Genomic DNA, 15883 nt, shown 5'->3' on the forward strand with positions numbered 1-15883 from the left:
CAAAAACTTTACTAAGAGGTAGGGATCAAACACAGTGTGAAGGTAATAACGAAGGACATGACCATAAGCAGCAAGGGAAGGAGGGAGGTCATAAACATAACAAGCCATATAGAGGACTTCGTAAAGGGAACAGGAATAAGGAATGGTCTGGTACTTGTATTCCTGCCACATGCGACAGCCGCGATTTTCGCCAACGAAGATGAACCAAGAATTAGAGTAGACTATGAGAACTTGTTCGAGAAATTAGTCCCCGCTAACGGCAATTATCTTCACAATGAGATTGATGATAATGGAGATGCCCACCTACTAACGGCTATCTTTAAGCAATTCTACGTACTGCCAATAATCAATGGCGAGCTAAGGAGGGGTACTTGGCAGGAGGTCTTCTTGGTTGATTTCGATGGGCCTAGGGTTAGGAACATAGTCCTGGTCGCTATTGGGGAGTAGGATCAAAGGTTCTTGTTGAAGCTGAAGCCGTACCTAGCCCTCAATTCTCTATAGTTTTCGAGTGGTTCTGCGTATGCTATTAGGTGGTCAGCCACGTATATTGGTGCGCCCAGTCTCACGGCTATTGCCGTGGCGTCACTCGGTCTCGCGTCCAGTTGGAATGTCTCGTTTGTCCTATTGTCCTTAATGAATATTGTTGATAGGTAAACACCATCAATCATGGCATCTATGGTGATTCTCTCAACGGTTATATCAAGCCTGTTAACAAGTTCAACAAGCAGGTCATGCGTTAGTGGTCTATGAAATGAAACTAGACCTAGGGCCTTCTTTATTGAGAATGATGCTGTTATGTCAATTCTAATGGGTAAAACCTTTTCATCCCACTCCTCAGTTGTGAATAGCATGACTGCAACGCCCTCCTCCGGTATCTCAATTACATCCAAAAGATCAGCCTTTAAGTACTTTGAATTACCCGAACTCTCCTCCCTAACCATCGTAGTATTAGTACTAAACCCCTTAATTAATTATTAGCCTCATTATTTTTTGTCTTTTCTCATTAAAAAATCATCACATGTCAGTATGCACATGAACTAAGACTTTCCGTATGTAATTACGTATATACTAATGACATTATTAAACTGTTAATCCCGGTATTGTACCATGGTTGGTGATACCCATCATTAGTCACGAGAAACCTCAGTATGAAGGGCCAGTTATGTATTGAGACCGAATTCAGAGAGGGGTATGTCCCTCTCGCTCCAGTTACTCATGTCCCTAACCTTAACAACGCCCTGCGAGATTTCCCTAGGGCCTACTATCACGAAGTACTTTACATTTATCTTAGACGCATACTCAAGGGCGCTCCTCAGGCTCTTCTCACCGGTATCAATAACAACCTTACTCCCATTTGCCCTTAGGCTTCTCATTAATTTATAACCAAGGGATAGGTGGCTCACTTCGTTGCTCACTACGTATATGTAATAATCAATTTGTGGAGTGCCGCGTTTAAGTGTCCCTCTTTGTTCAAGGACCTCCAGTAATCTCTCTATGCCCATGGCAAAGCCTGAGGCAGGCATTAGTTTACCACTATAGATCTCTATTAGGTTGTCGTACCTACCGCCACCACCCACTGATAATTTGTAATCTGGTACATACATCTCGAAGACAATACCTGTGTAGTAATCCAAGCCCCTAACTATCCCCATGTCCAGGTCCATGTAATTACGCACACCGTACATGTCAAGATACTCAATTAACTCACTGTGGTACTTAATGAATTCCTCACCAACCCCGAGCTCCCTAAATGAATCAATGGCCTTGTCAAGGGTCTCACTGGTATTCGCCAACCTAAGTATTTCCTGGGAAGCATCATTATTCAAGCCCAAATCCCTTAGCATCCTCAGTAATTCATCCTCAGTAACCTTGCCCCTCTTATCCATGATTCTCAGGACGCTGGGCTTTACTTCATTAGTTACGCCGATTTTACTTAGTAATTGATCAATAACCCTCCTATCATTTATCCTTATCCTAAAGTCACCAATATCAATCGCCCTAAGCGACTCAACACCCACCGCAAGTACCTCAGCATCAGCCCTAACACTGGATGTACCGAGGAATTCAATACCAAATTGATGAAATTCCCTATACCTACCGTGCTGCGGCTCGTCGTAACGCCAAACCTTCGTAATGTAATACCACCTAATCGGTTTTGGTACGTCAACCCTGTACGAGACGACCCTGGCCACTGGGACTGTCATGTCGAACCTAAGCCCAACCTCCCTACCAGCCTTATCCTTGAAGTAATAAATCTCGTTAATTACGTCCTCACCAGCCTTGGCCTTAAGTATCTCGTAATACTCCAGAGCCGGTGTCTCAATCCTTAGGTAACCAAAGGACTCGGCGATCCTAGCCAACTTATCAAAAACCTGCAACATTGGGTAATACTCCTCAGGCGTTAAGTCCCTCATCCCCCTAACAGGCCTTAGGTCCTTATCGTCAAATACCACATTACCATCGTTAGAGGGCTAAATAAAAACTTTCATATTCACAGTGACGCCAGTATAATCGTGAGGAAGTTTGTATGAATTACTAGGTACATCAGTAGTCCAAGGGTTATTGGCACTATGAATGGTATATGGTATGACACAAGGACCGGCGTACTAATACTGATCCTACCCCTGGAGAGCCATTCAAGCAGTGGTTCCCTTGGGTCATCCACGTCAAGGCCGAGCCTGATCACGGGCTGGAACTCACTCCCAGTGAGTTCCTGAGATATTGCATAATTGTTAGGGTTCTTGATCACCCTATGTGCAGGTACGCACATGAGCGTTAGTAGGTAAATTATTTTGCTAATGCCCTTAACCCTAGTTAATGCTTCGCACTTGCTGCCGTACCTAATGTTCTGCATTATATTGTAGGGTATGTAGATTATTAGGGCGATTATCAGTGAATTCACTAATATGGATAGTGGCGTTATGTTTATCACGGTTAGCGCCATGTTTGGTGCCGTGATTGTTGGTATTGACGCTGAAATGAAAGCTATGGACTTAGAGTCCGCACCGCCCATTGCCCTCAACCAATAGGCCAATAGTGCAAATACGGAGCCAACGATCACGCCAATTACGTATAAAAGTAATTGACCCAGCCCTAACGCTACATAGGCGCCTAGTGGTATGCATATTATTGAGCCAATGATCCACACCCAATCACTGATCTCCCTCGTCATCAAGTCCTGAATGGAAGCCACCAGTTGAGTTATTACGACAGCCACGTAATCCACTGCAAGCACTTGATATATACTGAACATAATTCTCATAATGGGAATTTACAACTACTCTTTAAGATTAATGCCTAGGTAACCATTACGTGGGTGCCAATTAGGTAATAAATTAAAAGTATCCTTTGGTTATAATTACTATGTCGAGGGTTGCAATTATTGGGATTGGTTGGTATGGGTTTAGGCCTGCTGTTGAGGAAGTATCATTTAGAGAAATGATGTTTGAAGCCGCTGCCCGCGCATATGAGGATGCAGGTGGTTTAAATCCAAGGACTGACGTTGATGCCTTCGCCAGTTGCCAGGAAGACTTCTGGGAGGGAATCGCCATAGCCGATGAATTCGCCCCAGAACCAATTGGTGGCACCTTAAAGCCAGTATTCACGACAACAGGTGATGGACTTCAATGCATAGCCAATGCCTACATGATGATTAAGACTGGGCAAATGGACGTGGTAGTAGCTGAATCTCACGCAAAACCAAGTGACATAACCAATATTCATGACATAATGCTGTTCGCCATGGACCCATTAACCGTGAGATCAATAAACATGCCGAACTACCACGCATTGGCAGCATTGGAGGCCCAGGTATACATCGTACGGCATAACGTGCCTAAGGAGGCATTAGCCTACGTGGTAACTAAGGACAAGAGGAATGCCCTCCATAATGAGAGGGCTAGTTATGGTGCTAACGTAACAATTGACGAGGTCTTGGGTTCACCCTACGTGGTATCACCATTAACTAAGTTGGATATTGCACCCTTTGTGGATGCCTCAGTGGTTGTGGTGTTGGCCAGTGAGGATGTGGCCAGGAAGTACACAGACACGCCAATATGGATAGACGGCATACACTGGGTCACAGAGGAACCCTCACTTGAATTCCATAATTGGGAGTTCCCAGTTCATGCCATGAGGGCTGCCGAGGCAGCGTATAAAATGGCTGGTATTCAGGACCCGATTAAGGAGCTTCACTTCGCAGAGGTTGACTCAAGGTATAGCTTCAAGGAGTTACAATTCATAGAGGCGTTGAAACTTGCCCCAATCGGTGAGGCCCATAAACTGCTCCTTGAGGGTGCCTTTGATAGGGATGGATTATTCCCAGTAAATCCAAGTGGTGGTGCGCTTGGTGAGGGTGTCCCGCTCGAGGTTCACGGGCTTGCCAGGTTAGTTGATGCAGTGCTTCAATTAAGGGGCGAGGCTGGTAGGATGCAGTTGAGTAGGGCTGAGAGGGCTGTTATTCATTCATGGCGTGGCTTACCAACTACGACAAGTGTTGTTGCCGTGTTGAGTAGGTGATCGGTAATGCTTAAGAACTTAGTTACGGGTGATGATCTATGAGTAGGAATATACACGTTAAGCACAGGCCCGCGGTAATAGGTGCAGGTCTCACGTTATTCAGGAGAAGAATGCTAGAGACTCCAAAGGAGCTAGCCTGGATAGCGGCTAAGCAGGCACTTGACGAGGCGGGTTTAACGCTTAAGGATATTGATTGCGTGGTCATTGGCTCCGCACCTGACACGTTTGATGGGGTTCACTTTAAGGGTGAGTACTTGGCTGATGGGGCTGGCGGTGTTGGTAAGCCGACAATGAGGGTGTACGTTGGTGGTGCTACCGGCGTTATGGTCCCAATAGCTGCCTGGTGGCATGTGGCGAGTGGTCACTGTAATACCGTACTGGCGGTTGCTGAGGAGAAAATGAGTAGTGCCGATATGCCACATCCGCAGGCCGTGTTTAGGTACATATGGGACCCAGTCACCGAGGTACCGCTTCAGCCGAACTTAATTTGGATATTTGCAATGGAGATGCACAGGTACATGTATAAGTGCGGCACTAAGAAGGAGGACATAGCCCTCGTCAGCGTAAAGAATAAGCGTAATGCCCTCGACCACCCAGCAGCTCAGGTGGCAGCAAACATAACTGTGGACGACGTGCTTAAGAGCGAGGTGTTGGTATGGCCTGTTCAATTACTCGACATTTCGCCAGTAAGTGATGGTGCGGCAGCCATCGTAGTAACCAATGAGAATACTGCCAGGAGACAGACAGACACTCCGGTTTGGATTGACGGTGTTGGTTGGGCGCTGGACACAACATCCTGGACCAACAGGGACCTGGCGTTCCCCGAGTATGCCAACGTGGCTGCCCAAATGGCCTATAGAATGGCTGGCATTACGAATCCTAGGAGGGAAATTGACGTTGCCGAGGTATACGACCCATTTGACTATAAGGAACTTCATCACATGGAGGGGCTTGGACTTGCCAAAAAGTGCGAGGCACCGAAACTAACTAAGGAGGGCATTACGCAGAGAGACGGCGATTTACCAATAAACCCATCTGGTGGGTTGCTGGGTGTTGGTAATCCAATAGCCGCAGCAGGACTTATGAAGGTATCGGAGATCTACTGGCAATTAGCTGGTAAGGCAGGTAAGAGACAGATTAAGAAGCCAGCATACACAGGACTTGCCCATGCCTGGGGCGACCTAATGCAAGCAAGCACCGTAGTGATAATGAGGGCTTGATTATTTCAGCACGTCAACTTATTCAATATAATAATTTCCTTTGATTCTCCTTCGTAATTATCTCTATCTCTTCCTTAGTGAGTCCATGTTTGATTATTTTCTCTATGAACTCCACATAACCCTGTGGAGGTGGTTCATGATGTACCTGGCCTAGGTCCGTTGATAATATGTTTCTCTCAATGCCAGTCTCTCTAATCGCTCTCACAATATCATTAATATCTGCCCTACTTGCAAGTACGGATTCGTAGCACCTCTCGAAGTAAACACCGTAGTTTACTAGTTCCTTCTGTTGCTCAATGTTGTACCTAGTCGTTGGAAATTCAGGATGTGTAATGATTATCTTCTTAACGCCGCGCTCCACAGCCCTCTTAACTAACTGTATGCCCTCGTTTGGACTTAGGTGGCCTGTGGCTAATGCCATGTTAAACTCCTTGATTATATCAAGGATCTCATCAATCTCAGGCTTGATCCTACCATCCTCATCAAATATACTCAAGGCATTACCAAGTAATCCCCTATCATAAAGCTCAAGCTGAGCCTTAGCCCATGCTGGTGGGTTGGGCTTACCTCGCCAATTAAGCAGTGATGATCTCTCATTTATTGAGTCAACTGTTGGGAACCAAACAATCTTAGCCCCTGATCTACCAGCTATATAAACTATCCTTGGGTTTAAGCCACCAACTGAGTTATTAAGCACGATTCCTCCAAAGACATCAATACCATTCACAATCCTCCTAACCAAGTAGGCCCTATCGTAGGTTGGTGAGTAGTGGTTCTTAATGATAAAACCGCCAAAGCCATAATTCCTATATAGCTTAGCTAAATCAACGTCATCAAGGAGCCTGGGCACAATATCAGGAGCACTATGAACATGTAAATCAAAGGCGCCCTTTAGCAAATTAATATCAATCATCATGGTTTTAATTTTCAAGGAATTCTTGTTTTAATTACTGTTGCTTAAGTATTTCTTCACCCATGTAAAGCCTTCCCTTGGTTTCACCAACCAGTAAGACCATGGCCAATACCAGCACGCCAGTGCCAATCATGAAATATATTGGTGAGTAAATATTATGGGTTGCTGCGATTAGGTATGTCATTATTAATGGTGCGGAACCGCCGAGGAATCCAACACCAATTTGATAGGCTAACGATATACCTGAGTATCTGACTTGAGGTGGGAACATCTCAACCAATACAATGGGTGTTATTGCACCTGCCAAATAATAAACAAATAATCCACCCAATATTATGGCAATAACCACCAGCGTTGGATTACCACTTAGGAGCATTAAGAAGTATGGCCACGCGAAGACTATGCCGAATATTGCATCCGCAAGCATTTGTGGTCTTCTACCGAACAAGTCAGAAAGATAACCAAATAGTATTGATGCGAATATTCCAATTACTGAGACTATCAGGATTCCCCACTGTGTCACGGCATAAGCAACATAAGGCTTACTGAATTCCTTTGCTATTGACGTTGCATAAGCTATTGAGAAGGAGTAGTTCATGTAGTACCAAATACCGTTAAAGACACCAACAAGGAATAGGGCAATCAATATTTGTCTCCAATGCTTTCTTAGAGCCTCCGATAACGGGCTCTTAACTACCTGGCCCCTACTTTGTAACTGTCTGAACACAGGTGAGTCTTCAACCCTCAATCTAACAATGATACCAAGTATTGCAATTATGAAGCCTATGCCAAATAATATCCTCCAGCCTATTGCTCGAAAACCAGCAGAGCCCAATGTATACGTCAATAATAATACTAGGCCGCTTATTAATAATGATGCGATTGATACCGTTGACTGAAGAATACCTGAATAAAGTCCCCTCCTATTTGGATTGATATATTCTGATGTTAGTGAGAACGAACCACCCCATTCGCCGCCCAGGGCAACGCCATCCAGGAATCTCATTGCTGCAAGTATTATTGGAGCGACAATGCCTATTTGATAATATGTAGGTAAAAATGCCACCACTAGTGATGCTATGCCAGCGAACAATAATGTGAAGTAAAGGGCATAGATCCTACCATGCCTATCACCAATATGGCCAAAAATAATGCCGCCAAGTGGTCTGCCTAGGAAGCCTATCAAGAATACTAAGTAATACCATAGTAAAGATAATACCGCCACTTTTGATGGGAAGAATAACTCAGCTATAACGGGTGCTAGTAAGCTATAAAGAAAGAAGTCATACCATTCAAATCCGATACCTACACTTGTACTTATTATCGCAAGCAATCTCATTGAAACCATATTTAATCAGAAATAATTATATAGTTATATTTTTAAGTTTTACTTTATCAAGCTTTATATAAATTATAAAGATGAAAGTTTAAATAATTCATTATTAAATATAAAGTAATGACTTGGTTTAAGATCGGTGTAATAATTCCATCGTCAAATACTACAGTCGAGAGGGAATTTAATCGTGCAATTAGGGAACCAGAGGCCACTATACATAGCTCTAGGATCATGCTTAGAGAGGTCACTTTAAAAGGTCTTGAAGAAATGGAAAGAGAAACAGAGAGGGCGGCCTTGGAGTTAAGTACAATTAGTCCTGATATTATTGCTTATGCATGCACAACAGGCAGTCTATTCAAGGGTCCTAATCACCATGTTGAAATTAAGGAAAGAATTGAACGCTTAACTAAGGTTAAGGCTGTAGCCACAGCAGGCGCGGTTGTTGATGCTATTAAGAAGCTGAATGCCAGTAAGGTATTAGTTGTCACGCCATACATAGATGAGTTAAATACTAAGGAGAAGGAGTTTCTTGAGGCACATGGGTTTAAAGTCGTTAATATACGTGGACTCGGTATTGTAGATAACACGGTAATTGGTTCACTAGACCCAAGAACTGCTTATGAAACCGCCTTAAATGCTTATAACCAATCTGGTCCGGACTTTGACGTATTATTCATATCATGCACTAACTGGAGAACCTTCGAGGTTATTGGTGCTATTGAAAGACGAATAAATAAACCCGTAGTAAGTAGTAATAGCGCAACATTATGGTCGGTCTTAAAGGAACTAGGGTTACGTGTAAAGCTAAACTATGATTTAGGAATGTTATTCAGTGATATTCAATAAGCATTTTCATCAATAATAGTTAATTTTATACGACCCCTTAAGGTTAATTGAAAATTAAAAGGTTCGCTTCCCAGTGGCCTTAATGAGTTGCCATCAACAATAAAGGGTGCATCATGTCCTGGAACCACCGCCTTAGCAATACTTAATGCCTTATTAATGCTTTCATTAGCCAGTTCATTACTATAATAAGTAAACGTCGCTTTTTTACTTAACGCCTCAGATACATACTTAATAGCATCGCCTGCAAGTAATGTCTTATCCTCAAGTAAAAGTCCCATGGTTCCACCCGTATGCCCAGGTAATAATATGAACCTTGCGCCAAGAAGCCCATTGTTATTATCAACAATAGTTAATCTATCCCTGATTAGATTAATTAAGTATGTTGCTAAGTATGGATCGCTAGGATTAGACTGCGCGTAATCTATTTCACTTCTTGAAATAATAATTTTCGCCTTAGGGAATAGCAACGCATTAATTGCGTGATCAAAATGCAGATGAGACAGTACGACATAGTCGATGTCATTAACGTTCAATCCCCTATTATGTAGCGCAGAAAGTAATGGTTCTCTATTCCCGTAATGCCCAGGATCAAAGACCATGTACTTATCATCGATTTTTATTAGAATAACATTGCAAAGACCTAAAAATCCTAAGTTTGTGATTAGCGGGATGCCTGGTAGCAATATTTCCCATCTATGCATATCAATTTAATTCGAGGACAAAGATTTAAATCTAATGTGTTAATCTCTTTCGGATTATTCATGACAATAGTTGCTGTTGATGTTGGTGGTACCTTTACGGATTTCGTGGTACTCAGGGATGATAGTACCATATACTCACTCAAGGTACTTAGTACCCCGAGGAGTCCTGAGGTTGCCGTGCTTGACGGCTTAAGGAGGATTAAGGAGCCAATCTCCGAGGTTCTTCACGCGACAACTATCGGCACTAATACATTGCTTGGTCAAGTTGGTCTCGAGATACCAAGAGTTGCTTTGTTTACTACGGTAGGTTTTAGGGACGTTATTGAAATTGGGCGTCAAAATAGGCCTAGGCTTTATGACTTGTTCTTCGATAAGCCGAGGTCCCTGGTGCCAAGGGAACTTAGATTTGAGGTTAATGAGAGGATTTTGGTTGATGGTACTGCGGCTAAGCAAATTGATCCCAGGGAGATTGAGGAGTACGCGGTTAGGGCTAAGTCGATGGGTGTTATCAGTGTTGCTGTTTCGTACCTTCATTCATACATTAACCCAGTTAATGAGGAGGCCACGGGTGACGTGCTTAGGAAGTACTTTAAGTACGTGAGCCTATCAAGCAAAGTTGCCCCTGAGCCTAGGGAGTATGAGAGGGCCTCAACCACGGTAGTCAACGCAGTTCTTATGCCAATAGTCAGTGAGTACGTAGCTAGGTTCTCCGAGGGGCTTAAGGAGCTTGGTATTGGCAGGTTTTACATAATGTCAAGCGCAGGTGGTCTTATAGATGCTAATGAAGCCATGGAAAGACCTGTTCAATTAATTGAGTCCGGGCCCGCCGCTGGTGCTGTGGCCGCTGCTGAGTTTTCCAAGTTAATTGGTGTTGAGAACGTGATCGGCTTTGACATGGGTGGTACCACGGCTAAGGCATCCTCAATACTCAAGCATGAGCCTGAGGTCACAACGGAGTATGAAGTTGGTGGTGAAGTTCATCACGGCAGGTTGGTCAAGGGCAGTGGGTATCCAGTTAGGTTCCCATTTATTGATCTTGCCGAGGTCTCGAGTGGTGGTGGGACGATTATTTGGCGTGATGAGGCCGGGGCACTCAGGGTAGGACCGATCAGTGCTGGTGCAGATCCGGGGCCGATGTGTTATGGCAGGGGTGGTAGGGAACCAACATTGACTGATGCTAATGTGGCCCTTGGCAGGATCGGTGAGTATCTACTTGGTGGCGAGATGAGGCTTGATAGGGATGCCGCGATTAAGGGCCTGTCGAGGCTTGGTGATCCCATTAACGCGGCTCTTGAGGCCGTTAGACTTGCAAACATTGAGATGGCTAGGGCGGTTAGGCTTGTGACTGTCGAGAGGGGTCTTGACCCAAGGGAATTCGCACTAATGGCTTTTGGTGGTGCTGGTCCTCAATTCGCGCCCTACATAGCTGAGGAGCTGGGCATAAATTCAGTGATTATACCGCCAGAGCCCGGCGCCTTTAGCGCCCTCGGACTGTTAATGGCTGATGAAAAGTTTGAGGCTAGGATTTCATTCCCAAAGGACCTCGAGGATGGGTTTAGGAGACTTGAGGATGAGTTGCTTAGTAGGTTGGGTAGGGTTGATTACTTCCTTAGGTATGCCGATGTTAGGTATGTTGGCCAGGGTTGGGAGTTAACAATACCCGTTGGGAGACCAGCAAGTGTAGATGATATTGAGAGGGCTTTCAATGATAGGCATCATGCAACGTATGGGTTTAAGTTAAATAAGCCCATTGAGGTTGTGACGATTAGGGTATTCGCGGTAATAACGAGGGTGAAGCCAAGGTTTAGGTCGCCAAAGGCTGAGGGCGAGGCCAAACCAAGGAGTTTCAGGAGGGTTTATTTCGATGATTGGGTTGAGACGCCAATTTACTGGCGTGATGACATGCCAATTACTCAAGTGATTGAGGGACCGGCGATAATCGAGGAGTACGGATCAACCATAGTGGTACCACCAAGGTGGAGGGTCATGATTAGTGGGCATGGTGAAGTAAGGATGATGCACTAAAATTCAGTTTGGCTAAATGATTCATGGAAATTCCCCAACGAAAAGGGAAGATTAAGCAAACACTCCATTCAACCCTAATGCCCTTTAGATCTCTCTCTTTCCTACAAGTCTCAGATTGGTTACTTTCCTTTACCGAGATAAAACTTAAGTATGAAGAGCTCTTCGTGAATTTGGTCAGGGCAATATCAATCAATTCATTAATACCTGAATCAATATGGGCAGTTTCTGCATCATTAAGCCAATTCCTAATACTTAATGTGGGTGTTTGGAACATGGACCTTATGGCAACCATTGTCTGGTTTATTTAGGGTGTTGAGACGGGCAAGGGTTCTAGTATTATAATTACCTCAGGTGAGACTTGATAAAAATAAGTTATTGATTCACGTTTATGTAAATATCACCACCATTAACTATGCTAAATATTATCACAAATCCATTATTACCTGTCAGGTCAAAGTGCGCCCCATAGCAGAATATCTGAGGTACTCCAGTTGAGTATGCATTGCCTCCAACATTCACTGTTATTGGATCCATTGTTGTGTCATCCATTGTGTAAATGGATAATGTTATTTCACCGGTGCTTTGCGGTGGTATTATTATTGAGGGTTCCAGGTTACATTGTGCTGAACCAATTATTGCTGTGCTGCCTAATACTAATTGATAGTTACCATTATTTCTGATACTTATTGTTATGATGGTCATATCATGTGTCACACTTAATGTAGCATTTGCCTTTACATAACTTGGATTGCTATCGCTATTATTATTCCATGAATTCATTAACGAATATACCGTTTGTTCTAGGCTGATCACATTAAAATGAAATGGTGCAAGTATTGCGATCATTAAAATGACCAAAGTGATTACTAGAATTATGTGTGAAAGATCCATACTACCCGTATTTATATTGTATTTCATTAAATGAAGAACCAAGTATTTCCTATTTAAATTTTTCTTTAATTTTCTAAGAATACCATCTAGTTTCAATTATTTTATTCTAATATTCAATTGCTCATTTAAAGGAAATAAAAATAAAAACGCCAATAATGATTAATCAATATGAACTCAAGGATAAGGATACCAGTGGTCTTCATAGACCCCGTTATTGGTGACCTAGGCAGTCCACCAGAATCTCTGAAATAGGTTTTTCAATAAGGTCAGCGATGATGAAGCCAATGAATGGACAAATAGGTGGATTAGGAATGCTGAAGTTGTTTATAACTATTCGATGGATGAAACTAAGAACTCTGCCAGGCTCTACGTGGCCATGAGAAACGCCGCGAGGGAATTAGGCGTTAATGTAATGGCCGTAGACTACATAGCGCTCTATAACATAGGCCTTTAAGGGCTTGGTCATGCCTCGGCCATATGCAGCTCTAATATGATGGGACAATACCGATTTGTGAGGCCGATCCCTACGCTACCGTGCTAATATTAATCACCAAGTACATATTCAACAGAAGTGGTTTTGTTGCGAATGTGGGTGTTGATGAGTAGAGAGGTGAGTTCATATATCATCATTGCTGTGCACCAACGAATCTGCATGGTAGTGACAAACCTGAGGTACCTTATAATAACGAAGGCTCACCTAGGGACTAATCATGCATCAGCGCATGTTAAATTGCCCACGAATGAGCCGGTGACTATTGTTGGTTTTAATCCCAAGGAGCAATTATTAACGGCTCATGTATATAGGTCAATAGATAATGAGTATTTACCACGGGCCTGCGCAACAAATCTCATAGGCAGTGGTAACGCGAGTAATGTTGCCCGTAATTGGAACTGGCATGGTTGGTGGCATAGGGTAGTGATTTATGGTGACTTTAGGAGGGGGCTAGAGGAGTTCACCAGATTACTTGGCTTAGGTTTTGCATGAGGATCTACAGCAGTAAGACCCTCCTAACCCGCTCATTTTAATGCCTTAAGCGCGTCAATTAACCATGCCAGGAATACACCGAGTCCGTATGGCACCTTCAGCATTAGTGGTATTATTATCATGAATGTAAATATCATCGGTACAATCTCGACGAGTATCCACACAATAATGATGACTATTGTAAATCCAATTGACTTCACAGCTCAGTACCTAACATAATTATCCCTGTCTAATAAAGGGCTACTATTGCTCCAATTATCAAGAGCACCCATGCAATCAACGCCCAACCCCTACTCTCTGAACTGATCATCGCTTTGTCTCGGCACGTAACCCCTTATAAATGATTGCTCCGTAATACTCCATGTACAGCGACAGTAAGTATTATTAAATTAAAACATGGTAATACACCCGTGTCCAAAAGAGCTAGGAAGAAGGAGGAGAGTAAGGAGCAGGGCACGGTATCAATAACCTCATTCCTTTACGGCACTGAGGAAAAACCAAGGACTGAGACGAAGCCAGCAACCAAGCCGACTGAGGCGAAGGCTGCTGAGACTAAGATCGCCGAGAAGGCCGCTCCTCAGCAATCATCGGGTATTGAGGATGCCATCCTAAGTCACATAATGAGTAGGGGAGTTATTGCTAAGGAGGAATTGATGGCTTGGGGTAAGTCCAAGGGGCTTAGGGTAGCTGATATTCTCAAGGCCATTGAGAACCTAAGTGGTAGAGGTAGGATTAGGAAGAGACTTAATGATAAGGGAAACTTGATCTACGAGTACGTTAAGTAATACCCGGGTAAAACACTGGTATTGAGGATCTATAGTTAATAAGTCCTGTTATTAAGTAGGATGCAATGTACGTGTTAGGATCAAGAGGAATTAGCAAGAATAAGGCAATGAGTCCTCAAGGTAGATCACCCTTGGCAAGGCCTGGGTGAGTCCTTAGGGATGATCCAACTAGAAAATAAGTAACCTCATCTATACAGAGTTTTTAGTTTCATTTATCATTTTATTGGATATGCAATAGATTATAAATTAATATTATAAAATATAGTATCATATTATGAAGAATTAATACTAATTATCAATATTCATATTATAAAAGACATAACTAGTAAGGCAACGCACACGTGACAATGCTAAATGTACTAAATGTTACATCGCAGTTCGTAATAAGCATAAACATGCAGCCCTGATTCCAGATGCAATGGCACCAATGTTAGGGAGTAAACAAGGTGAACCATGGGGGAAGAAAAACATAAAAACACGAGTAAGGCGTTAAGAGCGAGGGCCCGTAGCTCAGCCAGGTTGGAGCGCCCTGGGGCAATCGCCCCGCGTAAGGCTGATAACCGGGAGGTCCCGGTCGCGGGTTAACCGCGGGGAATGTTCGAATCCCGGCGGGCCCACCATTCATCGCTTTTTACTAACACTATGTTGCATTCCATTAAGGTTTGATCAGTACCTTGCCTATTCTCGTGCTACCTTTCATGTGCTCCAACGCCTCGTTGAATTTATCCAGCGGGTATGTGGCCGCTATGATTGGTTTAATGGAGCTCTTGTTTAGTAGTTTTAATGTCTCTGCTACATCGGGTTTGTTAGATCTGACGTTTCCAACTAGTGATATGTCCTTTAATATGAGGTGGCCAAGCCTTAGTGGGTAGACTTCGTCTGGATTTACATTGCCAATTATTACCAACCTACCTCCTGTGCGTAGGCTCCTTATTGACTCCTCAATGGTTGGTGTACCAACTGCCTCAATAACGATATCCGCGCCTATGCCTCCTGTTAAATCCTTAACAACCCGACTAAACTTTCCCTCAGTAATCACGTCATCAGCGAACTGCTTAATGAAACCAGCCTTCTCAGGAGACCTAGTAACCCCTATAACCCTAGTACCCAGGGCCTTTGCTAATTGAACGGCGTGTATACCGACGCCGCCACTTGCTCCGGTCACCACGACAGTCTCACCCTGAGTCAAACCAACCCTCCTGAGTCCCTTGTATACCATTGCTATGACGCATGGAACAAGTACAGCTAATTCATCGGGCACCTCATCGGGTACCTTAACCAATGCATTCCCTGACACCCTGGCGTATTCGGCAAAGAAACCATCAATGTTCTCACCATAACTAAGTGCATTAATGCAGTACGAGTCGAGGCCACGCAGGCAGAATTCACAAACACCATCAGGTTCATGAAGTAATGGTACAACCCTGTTCCCTGATTTAAACCTTGGATCCCTGGACTCAACCACTACGCCAACAGCCTCGTGACCCAATATGACCGGATACTTCATGCGTGGGTAGTAACCAGCCAGTTGAAGTAAGTCTCGGTAGCATAATGCCGCATAATTTATCCTTATTAATACGTCACCGTCATTTAGTTTTGGCATTGGTACATCACGTATCTCGTACTTACCCTTCTCATAAACGACGACGGCCTTCATTAATTA

General features: G+C 43.6%; 17 protein-coding genes and 1 tRNA gene. 9 read left to right on the forward strand and 9 right to left on the reverse strand.

Going from position 1 to position 15883, the window contains the following annotated elements:
• Positions 1 to 36 precede the first annotated feature (36 nt).
• Positions 37 to 447, forward strand: a complete 411-nt coding sequence (locus Vsou_RS02745; protein ID WP_188602758.1) for a secondary thiamine-phosphate synthase enzyme YjbQ — start codon at positions 37 to 39, stop codon at positions 445 to 447.
• 2 nt (positions 448 to 449) lie between these two features.
• On the opposite strand, the gene Vsou_RS02750 is transcribed toward Vsou_RS02745, so the two are convergent.
• The 3 genes from Vsou_RS02750 to Vsou_RS02760 form a co-directional block, all read right to left on the reverse strand.
• Positions 450 to 941, reverse strand: coding sequence for a bifunctional nuclease family protein (locus tag Vsou_RS02750; protein ID WP_188602759.1), 492 nt, complete (start codon positions 939 to 941; stop codon positions 450 to 452).
• Positions 942 to 1160: 219 nt separating this feature from the next.
• Entirely contained in the window at positions 1161 to 2453 is a 1293-nt protein-coding gene (gene hisS, locus Vsou_RS02755) for a histidine--tRNA ligase (protein WP_188602760.1), read from the reverse strand.
• 38 nt (positions 2454 to 2491) lie between these two features.
• Positions 2492 to 3253 (reverse strand): A24 family peptidase, encoded by a 762-nt coding sequence (locus Vsou_RS02760; protein ID WP_188602761.1) that lies wholly within the window; start codon positions 3251 to 3253, stop codon positions 2492 to 2494.
• A 110-nt stretch (positions 3254 to 3363) separates the two neighbouring features.
• Between Vsou_RS02760 and Vsou_RS02765 the strand changes: the two genes are divergently transcribed.
• The gene (locus tag Vsou_RS02765; RefSeq protein WP_188602762.1) at positions 3364 to 4518 is read left to right on the forward strand and encodes a thiolase domain-containing protein; all 1155 of its coding nucleotides are present in this window, start codon (positions 3364 to 3366) and stop codon (positions 4516 to 4518) included.
• 38 nt (positions 4519 to 4556) lie between these two features.
• On the forward strand, positions 4557 to 5738 hold the full coding sequence (locus Vsou_RS02770; protein ID WP_188602763.1) for a thiolase domain-containing protein: 1182 nt from the start codon (positions 4557 to 4559) through the stop codon (positions 5736 to 5738).
• Between the two features lie 22 nt (positions 5739 to 5760).
• Here Vsou_RS02770 and Vsou_RS02775 read toward each other — a convergent pair whose 3' ends face one another.
• Both Vsou_RS02775 and Vsou_RS02780 read right to left on the reverse strand, forming a co-directional pair.
• Positions 5761 to 6654, reverse strand: a complete 894-nt coding sequence (locus tag Vsou_RS02775; protein ID WP_054843343.1) for a DUF6282 family protein — start codon at positions 6652 to 6654, stop codon at positions 5761 to 5763.
• Between the two features lie 31 nt (positions 6655 to 6685).
• A complete protein-coding gene (locus Vsou_RS02780; protein WP_188602764.1) occupies positions 6686 to 7999 on the reverse strand; it encodes an MFS transporter in 1314 nt (437 codons plus the stop codon).
• 108 nt (positions 8000 to 8107) lie between these two features.
• Here Vsou_RS02780 and Vsou_RS02785 point away from each other — a divergent pair, with 108 nt between their 5' ends.
• Positions 8108 to 8833, forward strand: a complete 726-nt coding sequence (locus tag Vsou_RS02785) for a maleate cis-trans isomerase family protein (protein WP_054843345.1) — start codon at positions 8108 to 8110, stop codon at positions 8831 to 8833.
• On the opposite strand, the gene Vsou_RS02790 is transcribed toward Vsou_RS02785, so the two are convergent.
• Complete coding sequence (locus Vsou_RS02790) at positions 8827 to 9534, reverse strand: MBL fold metallo-hydrolase (protein ID WP_054843346.1); 708 nt, start codon at positions 9532 to 9534, stop codon at positions 8827 to 8829. The genes Vsou_RS02785 and Vsou_RS02790 overlap by 7 nt on opposite strands.
• A gap of 60 nt (positions 9535 to 9594) precedes the next feature.
• Between Vsou_RS02790 and Vsou_RS02795 the strand changes: the two genes are divergently transcribed.
• Both Vsou_RS02795 and Vsou_RS02800 read left to right on the forward strand, forming a co-directional pair.
• Complete coding sequence (locus Vsou_RS02795) at positions 9595 to 11559, forward strand: hydantoinase/oxoprolinase family protein (protein WP_188602765.1); 1965 nt, start codon at positions 9595 to 9597, stop codon at positions 11557 to 11559.
• A 77-nt stretch (positions 11560 to 11636) separates the two neighbouring features.
• Positions 11637 to 11867: a hypothetical protein gene (locus Vsou_RS02800; RefSeq protein WP_188602766.1), complete on the forward strand. Its 231-nt coding sequence runs from the start codon at positions 11637 to 11639 to the stop codon at positions 11865 to 11867.
• A gap of 64 nt (positions 11868 to 11931) precedes the next feature.
• On the opposite strand, the gene Vsou_RS02805 is transcribed toward Vsou_RS02800, so the two are convergent.
• Positions 11932 to 12477 (reverse strand): hypothetical protein, encoded by a 546-nt coding sequence (locus Vsou_RS02805; RefSeq protein WP_188602767.1) that lies wholly within the window; start codon positions 12475 to 12477, stop codon positions 11932 to 11934.
• A gap of 571 nt (positions 12478 to 13048) precedes the next feature.
• Between Vsou_RS02805 and Vsou_RS02810 the strand changes: the two genes are divergently transcribed.
• Positions 13049 to 13435: a hypothetical protein gene (locus Vsou_RS02810; protein WP_229709737.1), complete on the forward strand. Its 387-nt coding sequence runs from the start codon at positions 13049 to 13051 to the stop codon at positions 13433 to 13435.
• A gap of 32 nt (positions 13436 to 13467) precedes the next feature.
• On the opposite strand, the gene Vsou_RS02815 is transcribed toward Vsou_RS02810, so the two are convergent.
• Positions 13468 to 13635 (reverse strand): hypothetical protein, encoded by a 168-nt coding sequence (locus tag Vsou_RS02815; RefSeq protein WP_229709738.1) that lies wholly within the window; start codon positions 13633 to 13635, stop codon positions 13468 to 13470.
• A 210-nt stretch (positions 13636 to 13845) separates the two neighbouring features.
• On the opposite strand from Vsou_RS02815, the gene Vsou_RS02820 reads away from it, so the two are divergent.
• On the forward strand, positions 13846 to 14220 hold the full coding sequence (locus tag Vsou_RS02820) for a hypothetical protein (protein WP_188602768.1): 375 nt from the start codon (positions 13846 to 13848) through the stop codon (positions 14218 to 14220).
• A gap of 499 nt (positions 14221 to 14719) precedes the next feature.
• Positions 14720 to 14840 (forward strand) — tRNA-Ile (locus Vsou_RS02825).
• Between the two features lie 35 nt (positions 14841 to 14875).
• On the opposite strand, the gene Vsou_RS02830 is transcribed toward Vsou_RS02825, so the two are convergent.
• A complete protein-coding gene (locus Vsou_RS02830; protein WP_188602769.1) occupies positions 14876 to 15877 on the reverse strand; it encodes an acryloyl-CoA reductase in 1002 nt (333 codons plus the stop codon).
• Positions 15878 to 15883 lie beyond the last annotated feature (6 nt).

It is taken from the genome of Vulcanisaeta souniana JCM 11219, from assembly GCF_026000775.1.
GTDB classification, from domain to species: domain Archaea; phylum Thermoproteota; class Thermoprotei; order Thermoproteales; family Thermocladiaceae; genus Vulcanisaeta; species Vulcanisaeta souniana.

Bases quoted from the DNA above. Each gene is read 5' to 3' on its own strand.
- Vsou_RS02750 (WP_188602759.1), bottom strand. From the start codon at position 941: ATGGTTAGGGAGGAGAGTTCGGGTAATTCAAAGTACTTAAAGGCTGAT.
- Vsou_RS02760 (WP_188602761.1), bottom strand. From the start codon at position 3,253: ATGTTCAGTATATATCAAGTGCTTGCAGTGGATTACGTGGCTGTCGTA.
- Vsou_RS02765 (WP_188602762.1), top strand. From the start codon at position 3,364: ATGTCGAGGGTTGCAATTATTGGGATTGGTTGGTATGGGTTTAGGCCT.
- Vsou_RS02770 (WP_188602763.1), top strand. From the start codon at position 4,557: ATGAGTAGGAATATACACGTTAAGCACAGGCCCGCGGTAATAGGTGCA.
- Vsou_RS02775 (WP_054843343.1), bottom strand. From the start codon at position 6,654: ATGATGATTGATATTAATTTGCTAAAGGGCGCCTTTGATTTACATGTT.
- Vsou_RS02780 (WP_188602764.1), bottom strand. From the start codon at position 7,999: ATGGTTTCAATGAGATTGCTTGCGATAATAAGTACAAGTGTAGGTATC.
- Vsou_RS02785 (WP_054843345.1), top strand. From the start codon at position 8,108: ATGACTTGGTTTAAGATCGGTGTAATAATTCCATCGTCAAATACTACA.
- Vsou_RS02790 (WP_054843346.1), bottom strand. From the start codon at position 9,534: ATGCATAGATGGGAAATATTGCTACCAGGCATCCCGCTAATCACAAAC.
- Vsou_RS02795 (WP_188602765.1), top strand. From the start codon at position 9,595: ATGACAATAGTTGCTGTTGATGTTGGTGGTACCTTTACGGATTTCGTG.
- Vsou_RS02800 (WP_188602766.1), top strand. From the start codon at position 11,637: ATGCCCTTTAGATCTCTCTCTTTCCTACAAGTCTCAGATTGGTTACTT.
- Vsou_RS02805 (WP_188602767.1), bottom strand. From the start codon at position 12,477: ATGAAATACAATATAAATACGGGTAGTATGGATCTTTCACACATAATT.
- Vsou_RS02810 (WP_229709737.1), top strand. From the start codon at position 13,049: ATGAGTAGAGAGGTGAGTTCATATATCATCATTGCTGTGCACCAACGA.
- Vsou_RS02830 (WP_188602769.1), bottom strand. From the start codon at position 15,877: ATGAAGGCCGTCGTCGTTTATGAGAAGGGTAAGTACGAGATACGTGAT.